The sequence below is a fragment of the Microbacterium sp. BE35 genome, assembly GCF_031457705.1.
In the GTDB taxonomy this organism is placed as follows: domain Bacteria; phylum Actinomycetota; class Actinomycetes; order Actinomycetales; family Microbacteriaceae; genus Microbacterium; species Microbacterium trichothecenolyticum.
This window is the reverse complement of record NZ_JAVDXD010000005.1, coordinates 208,916-232,845: the sequence shown is the minus strand read 5'-3', so window position 1 is coordinate 232,845 and position 23,930 is coordinate 208,916. Positions and strand designations below refer to the sequence as shown.

Below are 23,930 nucleotides of genomic sequence, written 5' to 3'. Positions count from 1 at the left end.
CGCAGCCGTAGACTCGGCCGGTGATGCGAATCCGCCCCTTCCGGCCGGGTGACGAGCCCGCCCTCGCCGACATCTGCCTCAAGACCGCGGACGCCGGCGCCGACGCCACCGGTCTGCTCGACGACGACGACCTCTGGGCCGAGATCTTCGTGCTCCCGTACGTTGCACGCCACCCCGAGTTCGCCTTCGTCGTCGAGACCGGCGACGACCGCGTCGTGGGCTACATCGTCGGTGCGCCGGACTCCGCCGCGTTCGAGGACTGGTTCCGGGCCGAATGGTGGCCGCGGTTCGCCGAGCGCTGGCCGAAGCCGCAGGGCGAGCCGCTGCCGGTGAGCGCGTCGCGCCAGGACGGCATCGTCCGCTACGCGTACGCTCGCCAGGGCGGAGCGCAGCCGTTCGGCGACGCGTACCCCGCGCACCTGCACATCGATCTGCTGCCCGAGACCCAGGGGCAGGGCCTCGGCCGTCGCCTCATCGAGACGCTCGAGGACGCCCTGCGCGCAGCGGGCGTGACCGGCCTCCACCTCGTCGCGTCGTCCGACAACACCGGCGCGATCGCGTTCTACCCGCGTGTGGGGTTCGAGCCGCTGCCGTCGCCGGAGGGCACGCAGGTCTTCGCGACGCGCCTCTGACCTACGCCCTCGGGCACCCGCCGTCAACCCGTTGGGGAGGCCGGAAGGCTCCCGTAGTCTGCGGGCGTGGACGATGTCTCGGCGCCGACCGGTCGCGAACCGGAACTGACCGCTGTGCCCCGTGAGGACGGCTCCGCGCCGCGCGCGCTCGTGCTCGGGGCCACCGGCTACATCGGCGGGCGCCTGGTGCCCCGGCTGCTGAACGCCGGGTACGAGGTCCGCGTGCTCGCGCGCGAGCCTGCCCGCGCGGCGGCCTTCCCCTGGGGTGACCGCGTCGAGATCGTGCGCGGAGACGCCACCGACGCGGCATCCGTCGGCGAAGCGGTTCGTGAGGTCGACGTGCTGTATTACCTCGTCCACTCGATGTCGGGCGGCACGACGTTCGCCGACGCCGACCGCCGCGCTGCCCAGACGGTCTCGCGGGCGGCGGCCGAGGGCGCCGTGGGCCGGATCGTGTATCTCGGCGGGCTGCACCCCGACGGGGTGACGCTGTCGCCGCACCTCAGGTCGCGTGTGGAGGTCGGCGAGACGTTCCTCGCGAGCGGAGTCCCGACGATCGTGCTGCAGGCGGGCGTCGTGATCGGGTCGGGATCGGCGTCGTTCGAGATGGTGCGCCATCTCACCGAGGTGCTGCCGTACATGCCGGCGCCGAAGTGGGTGCGCAACCGCATCCAGCCCATCGCCGTGCGCGACGTGCTGCACTACCTGCTGGGCGCCGCGCGCCTGCCCGCCGACGTGAACCGGGCGGTCGACATCGGCGGGCCGGACGTGCTGCGGTACGGGCAGATGATGAACGGGTACGCGGTCGAGGCGGGGCTGCGGCAGCGGCCCATCGCCGCGCTGCCGGTTCTGACGCCCCGTCTCGCCTCGCACTGGGTGAACCTCGTCACCCCGATTCCCCGCTCGATCGCGCGTCCGCTCGTCGAGTCGCTGCAGAACGAGTGCATCGTCAAGGACCACGCGATCGACGCACTGATCCCGCCGCCGGAGGGAGGGCTCACCCCTTACCGGGCGGCGGTGCGACTCGCGCTGCGTCGCGTCGAGGCCGACGCGATCGAGACGAGCTGGCAGGATGCCGAGGTGCTCGGCGCGCCGAGCGACCCGCTGCCGAACGACCCCGACTGGGCAGGGCGGGCGGTGTTCACCGACGTGCGCACGGCGCACACGCCCGCGTCGCCCGAGTCTCTGTGGGGCGTGATCGTGGGGATCGGCGGCGAGAACGGCTGGTACTCGTCACCGCTGCTGTGGGCCGTCCGCGGATGGATGGACCGCCTCGTCGGCGGCATCGGACTCGCGCGCGGACGGCGCAGCAAGGGGCGGCTGTCGGTCGGCGACGCGCTCGACTTCTGGCGCGTCGAAGCGCTCGAACCGGGACGGATGCTGCGCCTCCGCGCCGAGATGAAGGTGCCGGGGCTCGCGTGGCTCGAGCTTCAGGCGTCGCCCGACGGCGAGCGCGGCGGCTCGCGCTACGAGCAGCGCGCCGTGTTCTTCCCCAGCGGGCTCGCGGGGCGCCTGTACTGGCTCGCGGTGCTCCCGTTCCACGGGTTCATCTTCGCCGGGATGGCGCGGCGCATCACCAAGACGGCGGAGGCCGCGGCGGAGTCCGCGCAGCAGTGACCGTGCGGCGTCACCGGACGAGGATCGGTTCGCCCGACACCAGCCGCTCGAGCACCGAGCCCGGCGGCACGTCGTCGTACTTGTAGCTGAGCTTCTGCACGATCGATGCCCCGGCGACGAAGCGGAGCGGATCGGGATCCCACGGCTGCATCATGCCGAGCTGCAGGAGGTGGCTCGCGGCGCTCGACAGTGCGGGTGCAGCATCCCACTGCCCGTGGAACTCGGGGACGAGATCGAGGAGCACCTCGAAGATGCGGTGGTACAGGAAGTAGTCGGGGATCCCGCCGTCCTGCTCCCACCAGGCCTCGAGCGCGAGCCGCTGCAACCGGATCAGCGCTGTCGCCGGCACGGCGGCGATGAACCAGTTGCCGATCTGGCGGTGGGTCCAGCGCGGGTACAGCGCTCCTGCGGTCAGGAGGGGAGCCACGGCCGCCGGCAGCGGCGCCGGCGCCCAGCAGGTCGCATCCACCCAGATGCCGCCGAGCCGGTCGAGCACGCTGATGCGGACGAAGTCGGAGAAGTGCGCGGGGTGGTCCTTCTCGAGGGCGTCGGCGACGGCATCCGGGATCTCCACGAGCTCCCGCGCCGAGCGGCCGTCCAGCACCGTCAGCGGCGTCGGCAGGTCGGCGTGAAGGCGCGTCATCTCTCCGACGCACGCCTGAACCAACGGCGGCGCGGTTCCGAGAGGCGTGTTCCAGAACGTGTAGAGGTTCAGCGCCGACACCTCGACGCGCGCGCCGTCGTTCTCGGCGATGAGGCGGCCGTCCCGGCGGGTGCCCGGCTGTTCGGGCAGTCCCGCCGCCACGCGCAGCGCGGGCAGGCGCGGCCGGAGGAACTCGGTGAAGGTGCGGTAGGCCGCGATCGCCGCGACGGGGTCGACCGCGTCACGGAACCGGTCCGCACGCCGCAGCTGCGCCTCGAGCCCTTGCAGCGGGTTCGGGATGCCTTCGCTCACGATGCGAGCCTATGCGCTGGTGCTGCAGCAGCCGGGATCACGCGACGAGGCGTCCGTCGTCGATGCGCACGACCCGGTCGACCCGCCCGTCGGGCACGGCGACATGGGAGATCAGCACCACGGCCTGGTCGTCACGGACGGCGCCGAGCAGATCGGTGAGCAGTCGATCGGAGGCTTCCGGGTCGACGCCCGCGGTCGGCTCGTCGAGCACCAGTACGGGGAAGCCCCGCAGCAGCGCCCGTGCGAGCGCGATCCGCTGCGCCTGCCCGCCTGACACCAGCGCGCCGCGCTGGCCGACGCGCGCGCCGAGGCCGCCGCGCTCGCGCAGCCATGGCCCGAGGCCGACGCGCTCGAGCGCCGCCTCGAGCTCGGCGTCCGTCGCGGTGTCACGCGCGAACAGCAGATTCTGGCGGATGTCCTCGTCGAAGAGCATCGGATGCTGCTCGCACAGGCCCACGGTGAGCCGCACGTCGTCGGGGGAGAGGTCGTGCACCGAGCGCGGGCCGACGTCGTAGCCGCCCTCGATCTCGAGGAACCGCACGAGCGCGTGCGCGAGAGTGCTCTTGCCGGCGCCGCTCGATCCCATCACGAGGACGCGCTCGCCGGGCCGGATGGTGAGGTCCACCTCGTGCAGCGCGGGCTCGGCGGCCCCGGGCCACCGCACGCTCGCCGCCCGCAGGCGGATGCCGTCGCCGAGCGCCGGCGCGTCGCCGGTGGGTTCGACCGTCTCGGGGGCGAGTTCGGCGGGCGGGGCGGCCGGCAGCGCGTCGGCGATGCGCTCGGCCGACGCGCGGACCTGTCGCCACGCCGACGCCGCCGTCGGCACGGACGCGAACACCTCGAACACCGCCATCGGCACGAGGACGACGACCGCGAGCGACGGGCCGGTCAGGGAACCGGATGCCGCACCCGGCGCGGCGACCAGCACCGCGGCGATCGACGCGGCGCCGGCGAGGAGCGACACCAGGGCGGCGGTGCCGGCCTGGGCTCCCGAGCGACGGACGACGGCGCGCCGCAGGTCGGCGTCCGCGCGCGCGATGCGCTCCCGGCTCTGAGCCTCGGCGCCGAAGGCCGTGAGCACGTCGAGGCTGCCGATGTGGTCGAGCACCGCGTCGGCGAGGCGGGCGCGCAGCGGGGCGATGGCGCGTTCGGCGCGGGCGCCCGACATCCACCCCCACAGCGTCGCGATCGCGGCGGCGACCACGAGACAGGCGAGCAGCGTCAGCGCCGCGGGCCACCACACGAACGCGACAAGCACGACGGCGCCGAGGGCGACGAGCGCCGAGGAGACGAGTGGCTGCACGACCCGCAGCGGAAGGTTCTGCAGCTCATCGACGTCGTCCACGAGCGCGCCGAGCACCGAGCCGCGGCGGGTGCGAGCCAGTCCGTCCGGGGCCAGGGGAACGAGGCGACGTACGAGATCGGCGCGCGTCGATGCGAGCTGACGCAGGGCCGCGTCGTGGCCCGTGAGTCGCTCGAGGTAGCGGAACGAGGCCCGCGAGATCGCGAAGAACCGCACGCCGACGACGGCGGCAGACAGGTACAGCACCGGCGGCTGCTCGCTCGCGCGCACGATGAGCCAGGCGCTGACCGCGAGGAGAGCGACGGCCGAGGCTTCCGACGCGAAGCCCGCGACGAGAGCCCACCAGTACCGCCGCGCCGGAGGCATCGCCCCGCGCAGCACCGCTCCCGTCGTCGAGGCCGGCGCGGTCATGCGAGCACCTCGCTCGACTCGAGACGTACGATCTGGTCGGCGATCGCGCGCGCCGAAGTGCGGTGCGAGATCAGCAGCACCGCCGCGCCCTCGTCGGCCAGGCGACGGATGCCGTGCCACAGCCGGCGCTCGGTCTCGGGATCGAGCGCCGAGCTGGGTTCGTCGAGCGCGATCACCGGAGCGCCTCCGCGCAGATGCCGGTAGAACGCGCGGGCGACCGCGACCCGCTGGGCCTGACCGCCCGACAGACCGGCGCCCTGAACGCCCAGCTCCTCAGCCGGGTCGAGCGAGCCGGCGCACGCCAGGTCGAGGGCTCGGCGCACCGTCGCGGGGTCGGGCGCCGGGTCGCCGAGCGTGACGTTGTCGGCGATGCTTCCGGTGAGGAGCCCCGGCCGCTGGCCGGCCCACGCGAGCCACGCGGACGGTGCGAAGGCGCGCAGGTCGGCGCCGCCCCAGGAGGCATCCCCGTCGAACGTCGCGGCGCCGCGCAGTGCGGCGAAAAGGCTGGACTTGCCGGCGCCGCTCGGTCCCTCGATCAGCGTGACGGAGCCAGGGGCGGCCGCCAGGTCGACGGGAGGCAGCATCCGGTCTCCGCGGCGCACGCGAACGCCGTCGAGGATCAGAAGCGAGTCCGGGGCCGCCGGTCGTTGCGCGGAGGGCGCCCTCGCGCCCGCAGGCGGGTCACCCGCGGCCCGCGCGGCGTCGAGGACGTCGAAGACGTCGTCGGTCGCGGCGACGCCCTCGGAGGCGGCGTGGAACTGGACGCCGACCTGGCGCAGGGGCAGGTAAGCCTCGGGCGCGAGCAACAGCACGAAGAGGCCGACCGCGAGCGTCAGCGCTCCGTCGATGAGCCGGAAGCCGATCGACACCGCGACGATCGCGACGGCGATCGACGCGAGGAACTCGAGCGCGAACCCCGACAGGAACGAGACCCTCAGCACCCGCATCGTCTCGCGGCGGTACTCGCCGGTGACCCGTTCGATGGATGCCGCGGCCCGGTGCTGCCGGCCGAAGACCTTGAGCGTCGACAGCCCCTGCACGGTATCGGCGAACCGCGAGGCGAGGCGCTGGAGCGTGCGCCACTGCCGATGCTGCACCGAGCGCGTGGCCAGGCCGATGAGCACCATGAAGATGGGGATCAGGGGAAGCGTGAGCAGCACGGTCAGCCCCGAGATCCAGTCCTGCCACCACATCACGGCGACGATCAGCGGCGTCGCGACGACGGTCTGCACGAGTTGCGGCAGGTAGCGGCCGAAGTACGCCTCGAGCGCCTCCAAACCGCGGCCCGCGGTCACGGCGAGGGCGGCGGTGTTGCGGACGCCGAGCCACTCGGGCCCGAGCACGCCGATCGCCTCGACGAGCCTCGCGCGCAACTGGCCCTGCACCCGAGCGGCCGCGCGGGCGGCGACGGCCTCGCGCGCCCAGAGCAGCACGGCGCGCAGAGCCACCGTGATCGCGAGGGCGCCGAGCATCGCCGCGAGTTCGGCCCGGGGCATCCCGTCGATCGCTCCGGTGATGGCGTGCGTCAGCAGCCACGCGAACGCGACGATCACCGCGGTCTGCGCCGCCGCGATCGCGGCGATGGCGACGAAGAAACCGCGAGAGGCGCTCGCGTACCTCAGCAGCCGCGGATCCACGGGCTTGCTGCTCACGCGAGGCGGGGCGTCCGTCTCACTCATTCCTCTTCGACCCTACCCATCCGTCGCTCTGTCGCCGACGCGCCTGCCGGAGGCGCCTGTCGGCGAGCTGACGCGGGAGGACGGATGCCTCGCCCCGAGGCATCCCGTCATCCGCACGTCAGTGCGCGGGCGCCGCAGCCGCCTGCTCGATACGGGAGCGGGTGATGCGCTTGCGGAAGATCCAGTACGTCCAGCCTTGGTACGCGAGCACCAGCGGCAGGAAGATGAGCGCCGCCCACGACATGATCGTCAGCGTGTAGTCCGTGCTCGACGCGTTCTCGATCGTGAGCGAGCCGGCCGGGTCGCCGGTCGACGGCATGACGTAGGGGAACAGCGCGAACCACACCGCGAGCACGGCCGTCACGATCGTGAAGGCGCCGAAGCCGAAGGCCCAGCCCTCGCGGCCACGGGCGTTCGACATCCAGGATGCGATCAGGAGCACGGCCGCGACGGCCGACAGGATCGCGGTGACCATCGCGAAGTCGCGGCCTTCGGAGAACGCCATGACGACGGTCCACACCAGGAAGGCCGCGGCGACGACGATCGTGAGCAGTCCCGCGCGGCCGGCGAGCCGGCGCGCGTCGGCGGCGACCTGCCCGTCGGTCTTCAGCGCGACGAAGTACACGCCGTGCGTGAAGAAGAGCAGGAGTGTCGTCAGTCCGCCCAGGAGACCGTAGGGGTTGAGCAGCGTCAGCAGCGACCCGGTGAACTCGTGGTCGGCGTCGAGCGGCACGCCCTGCACGATGTTGGCGACGGCGACGCCCCACAGGAGCGCCGGCACGGCGGAGCCGACGACGATCATCGTGTCGAAGCCCTTCTTCCACCGCAGCGAATCGCGCTGGTGGCGGTACTCGAAGGAGACGCCGCGCAGGATGAGCGCCAGCAGGATCAGCAGCAGTGCCAGGTAGAAGCCGCTGAACAGCGTCGCGTACCACTCCGGGAACGCGGCGAACAGGCACGCGCCGGCAACGATGACCCAGGTCTCGTTGAGGTCCCACACGGGGCCGATCGTGTTGATGACCTGGCGGCGGCTGATGTCGTTCTTGCCGAGGAACGGCAGCGACATGCCGACGCCGAAGTCGAACCCGTCGAGCACGAAGTAGCCGACGAAGAGGAAGCCGACGATCCAGAACCAGAGGTAGGCGAGATCCATGATGTGCTCCTGAAGCTCTTAGTAGACCGTCGTCGGGGTGTCTTCGACCGCCTGGGTGCGCGCATCCGGCGCTCCCGGCTCGGGGAGGGGCTCCGGGCCCTTCTGCGTCGTCTTCAGGATGAGGCCGAACTCGACCACCGCGAGCGCCGCGTAGATGAGCGTGAACGCGGTCAGCGAGATGAGCACGGTCCATCCGGGGACCGAGGGCGAGACGCCGTCCTCGGTCAGCATGAGGCTGAACACGATCCAGGGCTGGCGGCCCATCTCGGTGAAGACCCATCCCACGAGGATCGCGAGGAGGGATGCCGGCCAGGCCCAGATCGCGAGGCGCCAGGCCCACGCGGGAACCTCGCGCTTCGCCTTCTTGCGCGTGAGCCAGAGGCCGACGACCGCGACGAGCGCGGCGACGCCGCCGAGACCGATCATCCAGCGGAACGCCCAGTACGTGACCCAGAGGATCGGCGCGAAGTTGCCGTCGACCTGGTCGGCGAACTGCGGGAACAGCTCGGTCGTGTAGAGGTTGTTGAGGTCGTTGATGCCCTCGACGCAGCCGTCGAGGGAGTGCGTCGACAGCAGCGCCAGCAGGTACGGCACGCGGATCGAGAAGAGCTCGCTCGTGCCGTCGGGTGTGCCGAGCGTGAAGATCGAGAACGAGGCGTCCGCTCCACAGGCGCTGTCGAACATCGCCTCGGCGGCGGCCATCTTCATCGGCTGCGTCGCCACCATGACGAGGCTGAGCTGGTCGCCCGAGATCGCGACCCCGGCGAAGGCGGCGATGAGGCCCCACAGGCCGAACTTGAGCGACGAGCGCATCATCTCGACGTTCTGCTTGCGCAGCAGGTGCCAGGCCGAGATCGAGACGATCACGCCCGCGGTCATCATGAACGCGGCGAAGAGGGTGTGGGGCAGGGCCGCGAGGGCCACCGGGTTCGTCAGCACCGCGAAGAAGTCCGTCATCTCGGCGCGGGAGCCGTCCTCGGCCATCTTGAAGCCGACGGGATTCTGCATGAACGCGTTGGCCGCGAGGATGAAGTACGCCGAGAACCAGGCCCCGATCGTCGCGATCCAGATGCTCGCCAAGTGCAGAGCCTTGGGCAGTTTGTCCCACCCGAAGATCCACAGCCCGATGAAGGTCGCCTCGAAGAAGAAGGCCATGAGGCCCTCGAAGGCGAGCGGCGCGCCGAACACGTCGCCGACGAACCGGGAGTACGACGACCAGTTCATGCCGAACTGGAACTCCTGCACGATGCCGGTCACGACGCCCATCGCGAAGTTGATCAGGAAGATCTTCCCGAAGAACCGCGTGAGATGGAGCCACTTCACGTTGCCGGTGCGGAACCACGCGGTCTGGAAGATCGCGACCGTCAGCGCCATGCCGAGCGTGAGGGGGACGAACAGGAAGTGGTACAGCGTCGTGAGGCCGAACTGCCAGCGCGCCAGCAGCAGAGGGTCCAGCAGATCCACGATGCGATTCTCCGATCGTTCCGGACTGGGTCTGATCACCGTAGCATGTGGTCAGACCACACGGGCGACAGAGGTCCAACGCGCGCCCGGTGCACCCAGATTCCCAGGAATCCGGGCGGGAGGCGAGCCTTCCCGCCGTGAATAATGAGCGTGCACCGGCGCCCGCGGTCCGCGGCGCGACTACCCTCGGAAGCATGGCGAGCCGGGCACAGCGATCGGAGCCGGACGCATGACCGCGATCCCGGTGGCGATCGGGCGACGGATGCCTCTTCCCGCGGCATCCGCGGATCCGGGCGCGTTCGAGGGCACGGCCGCAGTCGCGTCGATCGGGGCACCGCTGATCGACACCCATGGGCGTGTGCACCGCGACCTGCGGATCTCGTTGACGGATCGGTGTTCGCTGCGATGCACCTACTGCATGCCGGAGCAGGGCAACGAATGGCTGGCGAAGACGAGCATCCTGACGCTGGACGAGATCGTGCGCATCGCGCAGGTGGCTGCGGCGGACGGGATCACGACGTTCCGGCTCACCGGCGGCGAGCCGCTGCTGCGCTCCGACATCGTCGAGGTGGTGCGCCGGCTGGCGGCGATCACCGGTCCGGACGGCCGGCCGGTCGAGATCGCGATGACCACGAACGGGATCCGGCTGCCCGAGTTGCTGCCCGGGCTGGTCGACGCCGGGCTGAACCGGTTGAACATCTCGATCGACACGCTGCGCCGCGACCGGTTCCACGCACTGACCCGCCGGGACCGGCTGGACGATGTGCTGGAGGGCATCGCGGCGGCGGGGGCCTCGGGGCTGCGGCCGTTGAAGCTGAACGCGGTGGCCATGCGGGACGTCAACGAGGACGAGCTGGTCGAGCTGGTGGAGTTCGCGACCGCGCATGATGCGCAGATGCGGTTCATCGAGCAGATGCCGTTGGATGCCGGGCACACGTGGGACCGGTCGCGGATGGTGACGCAGGACGAGATCCTCACCGCGCTGTCCGCGCGGTGGACGCTGACGCCGGTGCCCGGTCGGGGTGGGGCGCCCGCGGCGCGGTGGACGCTGGATGATGGTCCGCATTCGGTGGGGGTGATCGCGTCGGTGACGGCGCCGTTCTGCGGCGACTGCGACCGGTTGCGGTTGACCGCGGACGGACAGTTGCGGAACTGCCTGTTCTCGACCACCGAGTACGACCTCCTGCCGATCCTGCGGGCGGGCGGCGACGACGACGAGATCGACGGGATGCTGCGCTCCTGCGTGCGCGGCAAGCTCCCGGGCCACGCGATCAACGACCCGTCGTTCCTGCAGCCCGCGCGCGGCATGAACGCGATCGGCGGCTGACATGGGACGCATCACGACGCGCACCCCCGTCACCCGCATCGCGCTGAACGACGGCGATGTCGCGGTACGCCGTCGCGCCGACACCCTCGTCGTGGAGGAGCCGCTCGAGATCCGCATCGCCGGCGAGCCTCTCACCGTCACGATGCGCACGCCGGGCAACGACCTGGAACTCGCGGCCGGATTCCTGGTCTCGGAGGGCGTGATCTCGACCGCCGCAGACCTGCGTTCCGCGATCCACTGCGGCGGACCGGGCACCGGGGCTGCGGCACCCTCGTCGCTGTCGACGATCGGCGTCGGTCCCGCGGAGCCGGCGACCTCGAGCGAGAACACCTACAACGTCCTCGACATCGCTCTCGCGCCCGAGCTCGCGCCGCTCGTCACCGACATCGCCCGCAACTTCTACACGACGAGTTCGTGCGGCGTGTGCGGCACAGCGTCCATCGAGGCGATCGAGAAACAGTCGCGCTACGACGTCGGAACGGATGCCGCGGCCGTCGACGCGACGATGCTCGCCGGTCTTCCCGACGCCCTGCGCGCCGGCCAGACGGTGTTCGACAAGACCGGAGGTCTCCACGCGGCGGCTCTGTTCGACGCGGCGTCCGGTGAGCTCCTCGTGCTGCGCGAGGACGTCGGCCGGCACAACGCCGTCGACAAGGTCATCGGCTGGGCGGTGCTGGAGGATCGCCTGCCGCTGAGCGGAATCGTGCTGCAGGTGTCGGGCCGCGCGAGCTTCGAGCTCGTGCAGAAGGCCGTGATGGCCGGCATCCCGATCCTGTCCGCGGTGTCGGCGCCGTCGTCACTGGCCGTCGAGCTGGCTGCGGCCTCCGGGCTCACGCTCGTCGGGTTCGTGCGAGGGTCGTCGATGAACGTCTACGCGCGGCCCGACCGGGTGCGGGTCACTGCCGCGGTGCGCTGACCGCGCCGGGGATTCAGCCGCGCGAGGTGGCGAGCTGCACCACGCACTGCGTCGGGTCGCACGACGGCGCGATGCCCTCGACGCGCAGCGGGCCGCCGGCCTGCGCCAGCACGCTGTCCATGAGCGCGACGTGCACGCTGCACAGCACGCCGCGATGTTCGGCGGCGGGCACGTGCGGACACGGCGTCAGGTCGACCGTGAGGTGGCGCTCGTCGACCACGGGGTCGAAGCCGGCATCACCGAGGTCTTCGACGAGTGCGTCGAGCTGGTGCAGGGCTTCGGCGCCGAGGTCGGCATCCGTGTCGGATCCGTAGACGCGACGCAGCAGGTCTCCGCGACGGGCAGCCGCCTCCGCACGGCGGGCGGCGACGGGGCTCGAGGCCTCGTCGGAGCCGGTGGCGGCCGAATAGAGCACGCGCGGGCGACCTCTTGTCGTGCGGCGCTCGGTCTCGGCGATCACATACCCGGCGTCGATGAGACGCTGCACGTGCTCGCGCACGGTGTTGGCGTGCAGGCCGGTCGCCTCGACGAGCTCGGAGATCGCCCGCTGCGGGCGCTCCTGGAGCAGGTGCATGATCTCGACGCGAGAGTAGCTCGAGATCGCGCTGTACCCGGTCGTCATGGTCCCATTATCGCGGGGCGTCATGACGACCGGGTGCCCGCAGGTTCAGCCGTGTCGGATCAGAACAGCTGGCCGAAGATGAGGATCGCGACGAAGAACACCGCGACGATGCCGACGATGATCGCGAGCGTGCGTCCGGAGAGCTTCGCGACGCCCCAGCCGACCAGCACGGGGATGGCGAGGAGGAACAGCGCGACGATCCACCAGAACGCGGAGTAGGCGCCGCTGGTCGCCTCCTCGAGGCGTCCGCCGAACAGCGACTGCGTCGCCGGGTGCGTCGCGAAGCGCACCGCGATCGAGATGGGGACCGCCACGAACACGAAGACGACGAGTCCGATGAGCCAGCCCCAGAGGGTGGCGCTTCCGCCGCCCGAGAGGACGCCGCCGTGGAGCTCGGGTTCGGGCTTCTGCTGCTGCTTGCCTGATGCCATGGGCATGACTCTAGTGGCGCGCGATGGCGGGGCATCGCACGATTCGCACGATTTCGCCCGGATATGGCGCTGTCCGCCGGCGGGGACGGGCGGACAGCGTCGGGGCGCCAGGGAGAACCGCCACTGGGGGAGCGGACTCCGCGCTCACCATCCACGACCGCCGTCCGTCGAGGGGTGGAGCTTCGGGGCGCACGGTCACGGGGTCTGAGGGAGAAGCTACGCCCACCGCCGGTATTCGCAAGGGGGATTGCCTGTGCGTCTCCTGAGTGCTATTCGGTCGTGCCGATCGCCGCTGTTCGCGCGCTCGTGGTGGGATGGGACCGACATGAGCCAGCCGCCGCCTCCTCCCATCGATTCCGCCACTGCGATGGCCGCTGCCGTACGGGAGGGGGAACTGACCGCGCAGGAGGTCGTCGAGGAGCATCTGGCCCGCATCGGGCGGATCGATCCCGGCGTCAACGCGCTCACCGTGGTCTTCGCCGACCGTGCGCGCAGCGCGGCCGCCGAGATCGATGCCGCCGTCAAGGCAGGTCGCGACCCCGGGCCTCTCGCGGGCGTCCCGATCTCGGTGAAGGAGAACATCGACCTCACCTGGTCGGCGACGACGAACGGCTGGCGCGGGCTGGCCGACGCCGTGCCCGCCCGAGACGCCGCCGTCGTGCGGCGGTTGCGGGATGCCGGGGCGGTGCCCGTCGCCCGGGGCAACATGCCCGACTTCGGGATGCGGTGGGACACGGACAACGACGTGTTCGGCCGCACCCTGAACCCGTGGAACCGCGCACGCAGTGCCGGCGGATCCAGCGGCGGAGACGCCGTCGCCGTGGCGACCGGGATGAGCGTGATCGGCCTCGGCAACGACTTCGGCGGCTCGCTCCGCCTCCCCGCCTACGCGGCAGGCGTGGTCGGACTCCGCCCGTCGCTCGGGCGCGTGCCGCGCGCGGCGGTGCGAGAGCAGCCGGTGGCGCTCACGCTCCAGCAGTTCTCCGTGAACGGGCCCATGGCGCGGCGCGTCGACGACGTCGCGCTCGCACTCGGGGTCATGCAGGGATGGGATGCCGACGACCCGGTGTCGATCGCCGCGCCCGCGGTGCGACCCGCTGCGGTGCCGCGCCGCGTCGGCGTGGTGCGCGATCCTGCGGGCCTCGAGGTGGATCCGGATGTGGCGGCCGGACTCGACCGGGCCGCAGCATCCCTCGCGCGTGCAGGCTGGGAGATCGTCGACGCCGCCGGCCCGCTCCTCGAGGAGGCGGCCGTGCTGTGGCGGCGCCTGTCGTGCACCGACATGCTCATCTCGCTCGACCCCGCGGCGCTCGGCCTGCCGCTCGGGCGTTCCGCCACGCAGTTCCTGCGCGACAGCACGGCGGCGGCGCGCCCGTACGAGTCGGCGCGCGAGTACGCGCAGGCGTGGGCGCGGCGGGCCGTGATCGCGGCCGAGTGGAGACGGCTGCAGGTCGAGGTGCCCGTGATCCTGGGTCCCGTGTCGATGTCCCGGATGCGCGAGCCCGACTACGACCTGGGCGGTCAGGAGGCCGCGGATCGCGCATGGCGAGATCTGTGGCTGACGGTGGTCGTCAACTTCCTCGGACTGCCGGCGCTGGCCCTGCCCGCCGGCCTCGGGGCCGACGGCATGCCCACCGGCGTGCAGCTCATCGGCCCCATGTTCGGCGAGGACGTGCTGTTCGAGGCGGGGCGCGCGGTCGAGGCCGGAGTACCGGCACTTCCCCCGGTTCCTTCGCCGGTCTGAGGGGACCTCTGGCGCCCGGAGGCGCCCCTGCGCCAGGCTGAGGCAGGCCAGCCGGGGGTGCGGGCAGGTATCAGCGGCATCCGTCCGTCCTCCTCCGGGACGGAGCCGAACGGAGGACCCATGTCTCGCACGCAGGCGTCGCCGGTCGCGCTGCCCGATCTGCGGGGGCGCACTGCGCTGGTCACGGGCGCGAGCGATGGCGTCGGTGTCGAGATCGCACGTGGCCTTGCGGCGGCGGGCGCCGATCTCGTGCTGCCGGTGCGCAATCGCGTCAAGGCAGAGCGGGCGGTCGAACGCATCCGGGAGAGCGCGCCCGACGCGCGTGCCGACCTGGTCGACCTCGATCTCGCGCGGCTGGACTCGGTCCGCGCGCTCGCGGCGGCAGTCCTCGCCGAGCGGACGCAGCTCGATCTGGTCGTGCTGAACGCCGGCATCGTGCTGCTCGGCGACCGCGAGCGCCATATGAGCGCCGATGGTTTCGAGCTGCACTTCCAGACGAACTTCCTGGGGCACTTCGCGCTCACGACGGCGCTGCTGCCGCTGCTGCAGGAGCGAGGTGCGCGCGTCGTCGTGCAGCTGAGCCTGGCGGCCGGCGTCTCGCGCCTCGTGTGGGACGACCTGCAGAGCGAGCACCGCTATGCGCCGCTGCGCGCCTACGGGTCGTCGAAGGTGGCGCTGGGACTGTTCGGCTACGAACTCGCCCGGCGCTCGGCGGCGGTCGGCGGGGGCATCACCGTGCGCCTCAGCCACCCCGGCGTCGTGCCCGGCACCGGGATCGCGCCGGCCATGCGGGCCCGCGATCGGGGCGGGCTCGGACGCCGGCTCGCCGACCGCCTCGGCAGCACGCCGGCGCAGGCAGCGCAGCCGGCGCTGCTGGCCGCGGTGACGAACGCGCCGGCCCCGGGCTTCTTCGGCCCCACAGGCGCCCTGCACTTCGGCGGGGCGGCCGGCCCCGTGCGTCCGTATCGACGACTCGCCGATCCGGTCGACGGTTCGCGGATGTGGGCAGTGGCCGAACAGCTGCTGCAGGACCGCAGCGATGCCGTGCGCGCGTGACCGTCGGCTACGGGCCCGGCGTCTCGGGTGTCCGCGGAAACGGCGGCTCCTCCGGGTGGGGCGCCAGCGGCTCTTCCGGCCACGCCGCCATCGGCTCGTCCGGCGGCGTCGGGATGCTGGGGCCGGGACCCGGCTCAGGGTTCCCCGGCCCGGGAGAGCCCGGTCCGGGCGGCATCCCATCCGGCGGATTCTGGTCCGGCAGCGGTTCGGGGACTGTGGGGTCGGTCATGGCCTCTCCTGGGAGGAACGAGGGTCGCGCGTCACGCCCCTTCTGCGGGTGTCAGTCTGCGCATCCCGGCGCGGCCCGGCGAGGCCCTTGACCTCGTCGGGCGAAGAGATTACAGCGGCCTCCGTAGGCTGGAGGGGTGGCATCCGTTCTCAACATCTCGGCGTACCTCTTCACGCGCATCGACGACACCGGTGAGCTGCGCACGCTGCTGCGTGAGTGCGCGGTCGCTGCCGGGTTGAAGGGCACGATCCTGCTCGCCGAGGAGGGGATCAACCTCTTCCTCGCGGGTGACGCCCAGGGGGTGCGTGGCTTCGTCGCGGAGCTGCGGGCGGATCCGCGCTTCGCCGCGCTCACGACGAAGGAGAGCTGGTCGGACGCGCAGCCGTTCGGCAAGATGCTCGTCAAGGTCAAGCGCGAGATCATCCGCATGGACCACCCCGCCATTCGCCCCGAGGGCGATCGTGCGCCCGCCGTCGCTCCCGCCACGCTGCGCCGCTGGCTCGACAGCGGTCACGACGACGACGGCCGCGAAGTCGTGCTGCTCGACACCCGCAATGCCTTCGAGGTCGACTACGGCGCCTTCGACGGCGCTCTCGACTGGCGCATCGAGCGGTTCACGCAGTTCCCGGATGCCGCGGCCGCCGCAGCGCGCGACCTCGAAGGCAAGACCGTCGTGAGCTACTGCACGGGCGGCATCCGGTGCGAGAAGGCCGCGATCTACCTGCGCGAGGCGGGCGTCGAGGCCTACCAGCTGGAGGGCGGCATCCTGGGCTACTTCGAGCACGTCGGCGGCGACCACTGGAACGGCGACTGCTTCGTGTTCGACGAGCGGGAGGCCTTGACGCCGGCGCTGGTGCCGCGATCGGGAGCCGTCGCGTGACCGTGCCGGAATCGGCGGCTGCGAGCCCCGTCGGTCGCGCCACGGTCCTGGGCGCGCTCGCCCTCGACGTCGCGCTCGTGATCGCGTTCGCCGCCATCGGCCGCGCGAGCCATGACTCCGACGTGTGGACCGGCCTCTGGCAGACCGCCTGGCCGTTCCTGGCCGGCCTGGGTATCGGCTGGCTCGTCACGCGAGCGTGGCGTGCACCGGCGGCGCCCGTACGCACCGGCCTGGGCGTCTGGGCGATCACCGTCGCCGGTGGGATGCTGCTGCGCTGGGCATCGGGTCAGGGCACCGCTCTGGCGTTCATCATCGTCGCGTCGCTGACGCTGCTGGTCGCGCTCGTGGGCTGGCGGGTCATCGTAGCGGTTGTGCGACGCGTGCGCCGGCGCTGATCGGAGCGAGTTCAGTCGGTCTCGCGGAGGCCGGTCGCTATCACGATCCGGTTGCCCTCGATCACGCCAGGGCCGTCGCCGGGAAGCGGCGCGGGTGCGGGGGTGATCTGCTCCGCCTCCCACACGGCGCGGGCGTTCTCCGCGGTCGGGTAGAAGAACTCCTCGACCCCGAGCAGTCCGCCCGACGAGTGCGACGGCGTCTCGCCGCGCCGGCGGCGGCGGTGAGTGTCGAACGCGAACCACAGGAAGTACACCGGCAGCGCGACGATCACGGAGACGAATCCCCATACCATCACGTCGCCCAAGGCCATGCCGACAGCGTACGTCGCGTCAGCGGTGAGCGGAGGCCTGGAGGGTCGCGTCGGGAGGGAACTCGGCGAACCACGCCTCGAACGGCACCGGTCTGCCGTCGCCGGGCACCGCGTCGACATACGCGGTGGCGGCGCGCACGATGCGGCCGTCGGTCGCCCGCGCGACCACGGTGACGGCGACGTAGCGCTGGTCGTCTGCGAACCGCCCGCTCACGGTGCCGGTCGCTGAGCCCGGCGGTGTCCGTGTCGATGTCCCGCCGGGATCGGGCGCGCCGGTGAGCCCGTCGACGCTGAACGAGCCCGTCTCTTCCCCCGGCGAGAGCGTCGCTTCCGAGGCCTCGGGCACGGTCACCTCGATGGCGTCGATCAGCTCTTCGCCCTCGATGGTGAAGTAGCCGACGACCGCGGTCTGACCCGACAGCAGGGTCGCGATGGCGGTCGAGGAACCGATGACGGTGCCGTCCTCGGCGTACGCCTGTGCGTCGAGGAAGGCGTCGAACACATAGTCGGCATTCGGGTTGTCGACCACGACGACGTACCACCAGATGTCGCCGAAATCGTGCCCGAACGCGGTCTCCGTCACCGTCGGCTGCTGGGGCGTCGGGAACTGCGCGCCGGGGTCGGGCTGGCCGTCCGTGCCCGGCGCGGCGACGCCGGGGATGGCGTAATCGTCGTAGTAACCGTCGCCTGAGTTCGAAACGACATCATCGCCGGAGGAGGTGCCGAACGGTCCGAGCCACGCGACCGCGATCACGATCGACACCAGGCCGCCGAGGACCGAGGTCACCAGCGCGCCCACGCCGAAGCCTTTGCCCCCCTGATGCCGGCCGAGGAGAGCGACCAGCGACAGTACGAACGCCGCGAGGAGCAGCAGGGGAGCGAGCAAGCCTGAGCTCGACCCGAGCCCTGCACCGACGAAGAGCAGGAGCATGCCGGCGCCGGCGAGGACCAGCGCGACGATGGCGAGCGCCTTGGGTCGGCTGCCTCCGGGCAGGGGGTACCCGGCCCCACCGGGTGCCGACGGGGAGCCTGGCGCAGCCGGGTACGCCGAGGTCGTGGGGTAGCCGGGCCCGACGGGGCGGCCGGATGCCTGAGCCGCGCCGTCCCGCGCGTAGGGCGGGAGCAGGGGGTCGGCTCCGCGCGGGTCCGTGCCGGCGAGCGCGTAGCCGTGCGGCGCCGCGTAGCGGCCCGGCGTGCCCGACGCCGTGGGCGGGGATGCGGCGTCGCCGGGTTCCGGCGCCGCGTACGCCGGGACCGCGTATTGGGGAGCGTCGAGGTCGGGTGTGCGATAGCGCTGCGGGGTGGCAGCGCCGTCCGCAGTCGACGCGTTCGCCGGGTCGCCCGGCGTCGCGGTGTGGGCGTCGCCCGGAGGCAGGGGATCGGGCATGCGGCTCCTGTTCGCGGTCTCCTGGGTGCCCAACCTAGCGAAGTCGCGTGGCCGCGGTCGGGCGCCTCTCGCTCCCCGACACGACGGCGGCGCCCCCGGCGCGGCCCTGGGCGGGCGACGCGGGGGCGCCGTCGTGGCTTCGCGGCGTCAGCTCAGGCCGTTGTCGGCGAGCCAATCCTTCGCGATGTCTTCGGACGAGCGCTGGTCCACCGTCGATTCGACATTGAGCGCGACGAGGCCCTCGGGCGTCAGCGCGGCGCTCACGGCGTTGATCACGTCGGCGATCTCGTCGGCGATGTCGGCGTTGACGACGGGGACGACGTTCGACGCCAGGAAGAGGCCCTTCGGGTCCTCGAGCGTCACCAGATCGTCGGTCTTGATGCGGGGATCGGCGCTGTAGACGTTCGCCACCTGGATGTTGCCGGCGACCAGCTCGTCGACGGTGGTGTCGGCGGTGGCGCTGAAGGCCACGTCGACGTTGTAGAGGTCCTTGAGGCCCTTGGGGCCGTAGGGACGCTCCTCGAGCTCCGGCGCCCCACCCAGCACCAGGCCCTCGATGCCGGCGAGGTCCTCGATCGAGGTGAGTCCGTTCTCCTCGGCGAACGCGGCCGTGACGTTGTAGGAGTCCTGATCGGTGGCGGGCGACTGGTCGAGGACCGTCAGCCCGTCCGGCAGGGCGTCCTTGAGGGCCGCGTAGACGTCATCCGACGTCGTGGCCGTCGTCTGAGGGTCGAAGAACTGCAGCAGGTTGCCGGTGTACTCCGGGAACAGGTCGATCGAGCCGTCCTCGAGCGAGGGGATGTACACGTCGCGCTGTCCGATGTTGAAGTTGCGCTCGACGGTGAAGCCGGCGCCCTCGAGCGCCTGCGCGTAGATCTCGGCGATGATCTCGTTCGAGTAGTAGGCCTGCGAGCCGATGACGATGGTCGACGAGTCAGCGGTGTTGCCGCTGTCGTTGCTGTCGTCGCTGAGGGGGTCGCTCGAGGCGCAGCCCGCGAGGGCGAGCGCCGCGATCGCGGTTCCGGCCAGGGCGGCCGTGAGGCGGGTTCGTGCTGTGGACATTGTCATACCTCCGGTGTGGTGGTGGGGGATCAGTGGGAGACCTGCAGCGAGCGGACCGAGTCGGTGCGGGCGGCTCGTGACGACCGCCGGCGAGGGCCGTCGGTGCGGGGCACGGCGAAGCGGGCGAGCAGGGCGAAGAGTCCGTCGAGCACGATGGCGAGGGCCACGACGATGATCGAGGCCCCGAGGATCTCGGCGAAGTCGCGCAGCGCGATGCCCTGCAGGATGTAGAACCCGAGGCCGCCCACCCCGATATAGGCCCCGATGGTCACCGTGGCGACCACCTGCAGCGTCGCGGAGCGGAAACCGCCGATGAGAAGAGAGAGTCCGAGCGGCACTTCGATCCGGAACAGGATCTGCCACTGGGTCATTCCCATCGCGCGCCCGGCGTCGATCACCGAGCGGTCGATCGCCTCGATGCCGGCATACGCTCCGGCGAGGATCGACGGGATGGCGAGCACCACGAAAGCTGCGACGGCGGCCTCGGTCTTGAGCGAGACGCCGAACAGCAGGTAGAGGAGCACGACGAGCCCGAGCGCGGGCAGCGCGCGGGCAGCCCCCGACAGGAACACCGCTACCTCGCGCCCCTTGCCCGTATGACCGATCAGCCAGCCGACGGGGACGGCGATGACGGCCGCGATCGCCACAGAGCCGAACGTGTACGCGAGGTGCTGGGCGATCGCGGTCGGCAGCGGCAGGGAGCCCGTCAGCCGCGCGGGGGAGAAGATCCAGGCGAACGCGTCGGCGAGCAGGTTCATGCGGCCACCGCCCGGGGCCGGGCGCGGCGCGGCGCGGAGATGCGCCGGGTCCACGGCATGAGCGCGCGCCCCGCCAGCATGAGCAGGAGATCGGTGAGGACCGCGATCACGACGACCGCGACGACGCCGGCGAACACCTCGGCGATGATGCGTCGCTGCGACCCGTTCGTGAACAGGTAGCCCAGGTTCTGAACGCCGATGAGGGCTCCGACGGTCGCCAGCGAGATCGTGGACATCGCCGTCACGCGCAGCCCCGCGAGCACCACGGGCCCGGCCAGGGGGAAGTCCACCGTCCAGAAACGTCGCCAGCCGCCGAAACCGACCGCGACCGCGGCGGACCTCGTGCCGGGGTCGACCGAGGCGAGACCGTCCGTGACGGATCGGGTCAAGATGGCCACGGCGTAGATCGTGAGCGCCACCACGAGGTTCAGCTCGGATTGGTAGGGGATGCCGAACAGTGTGGTGAGCAGAGCGAAGAGTGCGAACGACGGGATGGTGTACAGCAGACCGACGACGGTCAGCACGGTGCCGCGCAACCGCGTGTACCGGAAGGCCACCCACCCCAGAGGCACCGACAGCACGAAGCCCGCGATGATCGCGATGGCGCTCTGCCGCAGATGATCGAGCGTCAGCGCCCAGATCATGTCGACGTTGTCGGCGACCCAGCTCACAGTTCGTCCTCCACGAGCACGCCCTGTGTGCGGCCGGCGTCGTCGACGAGCACCGTGCCGCGCGCCGTGCGCTTGGCGCGCAGTGCCCGCGTGCCCCGCTCGACCCCGATGAAGTCGGCCACGAAGTCGCTCGCCGGGTTCTCGATGATCTCGCTGGGGCTGCCGATCTGCGCGATGCGCGCGCCCTTCTCGAGGATCACCACCTGATCGCCGAGCAGGAACGCCTCGTCGATGTCGTGGGTGACGAACACGATCGTCTTGTCGAGCTCCTTCTGCAGGCGGAGCGTCTCTGTCTGCAGTTCGCGGCGCACGATGGGGTCGACCGCTCCGAACGGCTCGTCCATCAGCAGGATGTTCGGGTCGACGGCGAGGGCGCGGGCGACGCCGACGCGCTGCTGCTGACCGCCCGAGAGCTGGCTCGGATACCGCTTGGCCAGACCGCGCTCGAGGCCGACGACATCCATGAGCTCGAGAGCCCGCTCGCGCGCCTTCGCCTTCGCGACGCCGTTCAGCACCGGCACCGTCGCGATGTTGTCGACGACGGAGAAATGAGGGAGGAGGCCGGCGTTCTGCAGCACGTAGCCGATGCCCCGGCGCAGCGTGACGGGGTCGCGTTCCGAGATCGGCTCGTCGTCGATCGTGATGACGCCGCCGGTGGGGTCGACGAGCCGGTTGATCATACGCAGCAACGTGGTCTTGCCGCTGCCGGACGAACCGACGAGCACCGTGGTCTTGTGCGCGGGCATGAGCACGCTGAAGTCCTCGACGGCGGCCGTGCCATCGGGGTACCGCTTCGAGACCCCACGGAATTCGATCGCCATGCTGCCCTTTCGGCCGGGGTTCCCAGATAACCACAGGCCGCGGACATGGCGGCTCAGGCTGGACAGACGCCGTAACCTGCGCCATCCTTCCGTCTGCAGGCGCTGCGGGCAATGGCTTCGCAGCTGTCACCGGCGGCCGCTACGGTGGGGCGCATGACTGCTCGGGAGTACGACCTCATCGTGATCGGCGGCGGTCCTGTCGGCGAGAACGTCGCCGACAGGGCGACGCAGGGCGGCCTGTCGGTCGTCGTGGTCGAGAGCGAGCTCGTCGGCGGGGAGTGTTCTTACTGGGCCTGCATCCCTTCGAAGGCGATGCTGCGCGCGGGCGCCGCGGTGCGTGCCGCGCAGCGCGTGAAGGGCGCCGCCGAGGCGGTGACCGGAAACGTCGACGTGGCCAGGACCCTGGTGCGCCGCGACGAGCTGGTGCACAACTGGGACGACACATCGCAGGTCGAGTGGCTCCACGGTGCGGGCATCGATCTCGTCCGCGGGCACGGGCGCCTGACCGGCGAGCGCGAGGTCACCGTCACCGGTGCCGACGGTGCTGAGACCGAGCTCGTCGCCCGCCACGCGGTCGTGGTGTCCACCGGTTCGGCGGCGCTCCTTCCCGACATCCCGGGGCTGCGCGATGTCGCACCGTGGACCAGCCGCGAAGCCACAGGCGTCCACGACGTCCCGACATCGTTGGCGGTGCTCGGCGGCGGCACCGTCGGAACCGAGATGGCGACCCTGTACGCGTCGTTCGGCTCCACCGTGACCCTGATCGCCCGGTCCGGCCTCCTGCGAGGCGTCGAGGCCTTCGCGGGCGAGGCCGTCGAGAAGGCGCTGACGGATGCCGGGGCCACCGTCAAGACCGGCGTGGAGGTCGAGCGGGTCTCGCGTGACGACGCCGGCGAAGTGGTGCTGGCGCTGTCGGACGGGTCCGAAGTGCGGGCGGCCGAAGTGCTGGTCGCGACGGGCCGGGTGCCGCGGACCGAGGATCTCGGGCTCGAGGCGGTCGGGCTCGAGCCCGGTTCCTGGCTCGACGTCGACGACACGCTGCGCGTGCGCGGGGTGGACTGGCTCTACGCCGTCGGCGACGTCAACCACCGGGCGCTGCTGACGCATCAGGGCAAGTACCAGGGCCGCGCCGCGGGCGATGTCATCGCCGCGCGGGCGAAGGCCGCCGACGTCGACGACGCCCCGTGGGGCAGGCATGTCGCCACGGCCGATCACTCGGCGGTCCCGCAGGTGATCTTCACCGACCCCGAGGTCGCCGCGGTGGGGCACACCGAGAAGTCCGCGCGCGAGGCAGGTCTCAGCATCCGCGTCATCGATTACGACCTGTACTGGATCGCGGGCGCGAGCGAGGTCGCCGACGACTACCAGGGACGAGCGCGAGCGATCATCGACGAGGAGCGCCGCGTGCTGGTCGGCGTGACGTTCGTCGGGCAGGACGTCGGCGAGATGCTGCATGCGGCCACGATCGCGATCGTCGGCGAGGTGCCGATCGAGCGCCTGTGGCACGCGGTGCCGTCGTATCCGACGATCAGCGAGGTGTGGCTGCGCTGGCTCGAAGAGTACGGCCGCTGATCCCGTGAGGAGGACCGCCATGCGACCCGAACCCCTGCCCGCTGGTCCCGGCCAGGAATCGGTCTGGGACTACCCGCGCCCGCCGCGCCTGGAGCGGGTCGGGCGCCGCGTGCAGATCCGGCTGGGCGGCGAGGTCATCGTCGACACAGACGATGTCGTCCGTGTCCTCGAGACGAGCCATCCGCCCGTCTACTACCTGCCGATCCAGGCGTTCGCCGAGGGGGCGCTCATGCCCGGCGAGGGGTCGTCGTACTGCGAGTTCAAAGGCGGCGCCGCCTACTTCGACGTGCACGGGGGCGACCAAGTGCGCCCGCGCGCGGCGTGGACGTACCCGCGTCCCTCCGAGGGGTTCGAGCAGCTCGCGGGTCGGGTCGCGGTGTACCCGCGTGAGATGGACCGCTGCACGCTCGACGGCGTGGAGGTCGTGCCCCAGCCCGGGCGCTTCTACGGCGGGTGGATCACTCCCGATGTGGTCGGTCCGTTCAAGGGAGAGCCGGGCTCGCTGGGCTGGTGAGACACCGGTCCACGACCCGT

General features: G+C 71.6%; 23 protein-coding genes. 10 read left to right on the top strand and 13 right to left on the bottom strand.

The annotated features are described in order from the left end of the window. Window positions 1–20 precede the first annotated feature (20 nt). The gene (locus J2Y46_RS17030) at window positions 21–632 is read left to right on the top strand and encodes a GNAT family N-acetyltransferase (protein WP_157005575.1); all 612 of its coding nucleotides are present in this window, start codon (window positions 21–23) and stop codon (window positions 630–632) included. A 66-nt stretch (window positions 633–698) separates the two neighbouring features. Then, window positions 699–2,249: an SDR family oxidoreductase gene (locus J2Y46_RS17025; protein ID WP_310243835.1), complete on the top strand. Its 1,551-nt coding sequence runs from the start codon at window positions 699–701 to the stop codon at window positions 2,247–2,249. 10 nt (window positions 2,250–2,259) lie between these two features. Here J2Y46_RS17025 and J2Y46_RS17020 read toward each other — a convergent pair whose 3' ends face one another. The 5 genes from J2Y46_RS17020 to J2Y46_RS17000 all read right to left on the bottom strand — a co-directional run bounded on the left by J2Y46_RS17020 (window position 2,260) and on the right by J2Y46_RS17000 (window position 9,214). Then, complete coding sequence (locus tag J2Y46_RS17020) at window positions 2,260–3,204, bottom strand: capsular polysaccharide synthesis protein (RefSeq protein ID WP_045300283.1); 945 nt, start codon at window positions 3,202–3,204, stop codon at window positions 2,260–2,262. A gap of 37 nt (window positions 3,205–3,241) precedes the next feature. After that, on the bottom strand, window positions 3,242–4,918 hold the full coding sequence (gene cydC, locus J2Y46_RS17015) for a thiol reductant ABC exporter subunit CydC (RefSeq protein WP_310243832.1): 1,677 nt from the start codon (window positions 4,916–4,918) through the stop codon (window positions 3,242–3,244). Next, window positions 4,915–6,597, bottom strand: a complete 1,683-nt coding sequence (gene cydD, locus J2Y46_RS17010; RefSeq protein ID WP_310243829.1) for a thiol reductant ABC exporter subunit CydD — start codon at window positions 6,595–6,597, stop codon at window positions 4,915–4,917. The genes cydC and cydD overlap by 4 nt, the downstream gene beginning before the upstream one ends. 118 nt (window positions 6,598–6,715) lie before the next feature. Further along, window positions 6,716–7,750 carry a cytochrome d ubiquinol oxidase subunit II gene (cydB, locus tag J2Y46_RS17005; protein WP_310243828.1) on the bottom strand — a complete coding sequence of 345 codons (1,035 nt, stop codon included), beginning with the start codon at window positions 7,748–7,750 and terminating at the stop codon, window positions 6,716–6,718. A gap of 18 nt (window positions 7,751–7,768) precedes the next feature. Then, entirely contained in the window at window positions 7,769–9,214 is a 1,446-nt protein-coding gene (locus J2Y46_RS17000; protein ID WP_310243826.1) for a cytochrome ubiquinol oxidase subunit I, read from the bottom strand. A 229-nt stretch (window positions 9,215–9,443) separates the two neighbouring features. Here J2Y46_RS17000 and moaA point away from each other — a divergent pair, with 229 nt between their 5' ends. Both moaA and fdhD read left to right on the top strand, forming a co-directional pair. Next, window positions 9,444–10,541, top strand: coding sequence for a GTP 3',8-cyclase MoaA (gene moaA / locus J2Y46_RS16995; RefSeq protein WP_310243825.1), 1,098 nt, complete (start codon window positions 9,444–9,446; stop codon window positions 10,539–10,541). A 1-nt stretch (window position 10,542) separates the two neighbouring features. Next, window positions 10,543–11,457 (top strand): formate dehydrogenase accessory sulfurtransferase FdhD, encoded by a 915-nt coding sequence (gene fdhD, locus J2Y46_RS16990; RefSeq protein ID WP_310243824.1) that lies wholly within the window; start codon window positions 10,543–10,545, stop codon window positions 11,455–11,457. 13 nt (window positions 11,458–11,470) lie between these two features. On the opposite strand, the gene J2Y46_RS16985 is transcribed toward fdhD, so the two are convergent. Both J2Y46_RS16985 and J2Y46_RS16980 read right to left on the bottom strand, forming a co-directional pair. After that, complete coding sequence (locus J2Y46_RS16985; RefSeq protein ID WP_084695641.1) at window positions 11,471–12,079, bottom strand: ArsR family transcriptional regulator; 609 nt, start codon at window positions 12,077–12,079, stop codon at window positions 11,471–11,473. Window positions 12,080–12,138: 59 nt separating this feature from the next. After that, complete coding sequence (locus J2Y46_RS16980; protein WP_310243823.1) at window positions 12,139–12,510, bottom strand: hypothetical protein; 372 nt, start codon at window positions 12,508–12,510, stop codon at window positions 12,139–12,141. A 325-nt stretch (window positions 12,511–12,835) separates the two neighbouring features. On the opposite strand from J2Y46_RS16980, the gene J2Y46_RS16975 reads away from it, so the two are divergent. From J2Y46_RS16975 to J2Y46_RS16960, 4 genes are all read left to right on the top strand, one after another. After that, window positions 12,836–14,254, top strand: coding sequence for an amidase family protein (locus J2Y46_RS16975; protein WP_310243821.1), 1,419 nt, complete (start codon window positions 12,836–12,838; stop codon window positions 14,252–14,254). A gap of 120 nt (window positions 14,255–14,374) precedes the next feature. After that, window positions 14,375–15,310 (top strand): SDR family oxidoreductase, encoded by a 936-nt coding sequence (locus tag J2Y46_RS16970; RefSeq protein ID WP_310243820.1) that lies wholly within the window; start codon window positions 14,375–14,377, stop codon window positions 15,308–15,310. Window positions 15,311–15,675: 365 nt separating this feature from the next. Next, on the top strand, window positions 15,676–16,419 hold the full coding sequence (locus J2Y46_RS16965) for a sulfurtransferase (protein WP_310243818.1): 744 nt from the start codon (window positions 15,676–15,678) through the stop codon (window positions 16,417–16,419). Next, the gene (locus J2Y46_RS16960) at window positions 16,416–16,814 is read left to right on the top strand and encodes a DUF3054 domain-containing protein (RefSeq protein ID WP_396653208.1); all 399 of its coding nucleotides are present in this window, start codon (window positions 16,416–16,418) and stop codon (window positions 16,812–16,814) included. The genes J2Y46_RS16965 and J2Y46_RS16960 overlap by 4 nt, the downstream gene beginning before the upstream one ends. A gap of 11 nt (window positions 16,815–16,825) precedes the next feature. On the opposite strand, the gene J2Y46_RS16955 is transcribed toward J2Y46_RS16960, so the two are convergent. The 6 genes from J2Y46_RS16955 to J2Y46_RS16930 all read right to left on the bottom strand — a co-directional run bounded on the left by J2Y46_RS16955 (window position 16,826) and on the right by J2Y46_RS16930 (window position 21,824). Next, window positions 16,826–17,125: a hypothetical protein gene (locus tag J2Y46_RS16955; RefSeq protein ID WP_045300258.1), complete on the bottom strand. Its 300-nt coding sequence runs from the start codon at window positions 17,123–17,125 to the stop codon at window positions 16,826–16,828. A 19-nt stretch (window positions 17,126–17,144) separates the two neighbouring features. Further along, complete coding sequence (locus tag J2Y46_RS16950; RefSeq protein WP_310243816.1) at window positions 17,145–18,512, bottom strand: hypothetical protein; 1,368 nt, start codon at window positions 18,510–18,512, stop codon at window positions 17,145–17,147. A 147-nt stretch (window positions 18,513–18,659) separates the two neighbouring features. Then, on the bottom strand, window positions 18,660–19,574 hold the full coding sequence (locus tag J2Y46_RS16945) for an ABC transporter substrate-binding protein (protein ID WP_045300254.1): 915 nt from the start codon (window positions 19,572–19,574) through the stop codon (window positions 18,660–18,662). 29 nt (window positions 19,575–19,603) lie between these two features. Then, complete coding sequence (locus tag J2Y46_RS16940; RefSeq protein ID WP_045300591.1) at window positions 19,604–20,332, bottom strand: ABC transporter permease; 729 nt, start codon at window positions 20,330–20,332, stop codon at window positions 19,604–19,606. Next, window positions 20,329–21,003 (bottom strand): ABC transporter permease, encoded by a 675-nt coding sequence (locus J2Y46_RS16935; RefSeq protein WP_310243814.1) that lies wholly within the window; start codon window positions 21,001–21,003, stop codon window positions 20,329–20,331. Before J2Y46_RS16935 ends, J2Y46_RS16940 begins: the two co-directional genes overlap by 4 nt. Next, complete coding sequence (locus J2Y46_RS16930) at window positions 21,000–21,824, bottom strand: ATP-binding cassette domain-containing protein (RefSeq protein WP_310243813.1); 825 nt, start codon at window positions 21,822–21,824, stop codon at window positions 21,000–21,002. Before J2Y46_RS16930 ends, J2Y46_RS16935 begins: the two co-directional genes overlap by 4 nt. Before the next feature lie 153 nt (window positions 21,825–21,977). Here J2Y46_RS16930 and J2Y46_RS16925 point away from each other — a divergent pair, with 153 nt between their 5' ends. Together J2Y46_RS16925 and J2Y46_RS16920 are read left to right on the top strand one after the other, a co-directional pair. Further along, window positions 21,978–23,396 (top strand): NAD(P)/FAD-dependent oxidoreductase, encoded by a 1,419-nt coding sequence (locus J2Y46_RS16925; protein WP_045300249.1) that lies wholly within the window; start codon window positions 21,978–21,980, stop codon window positions 23,394–23,396. Window positions 23,397–23,415: 19 nt separating this feature from the next. Further along, window positions 23,416–23,910: a DUF427 domain-containing protein gene (locus J2Y46_RS16920; protein WP_045300247.1), complete on the top strand. Its 495-nt coding sequence runs from the start codon at window positions 23,416–23,418 to the stop codon at window positions 23,908–23,910. Window positions 23,911–23,930 lie beyond the last annotated feature (20 nt).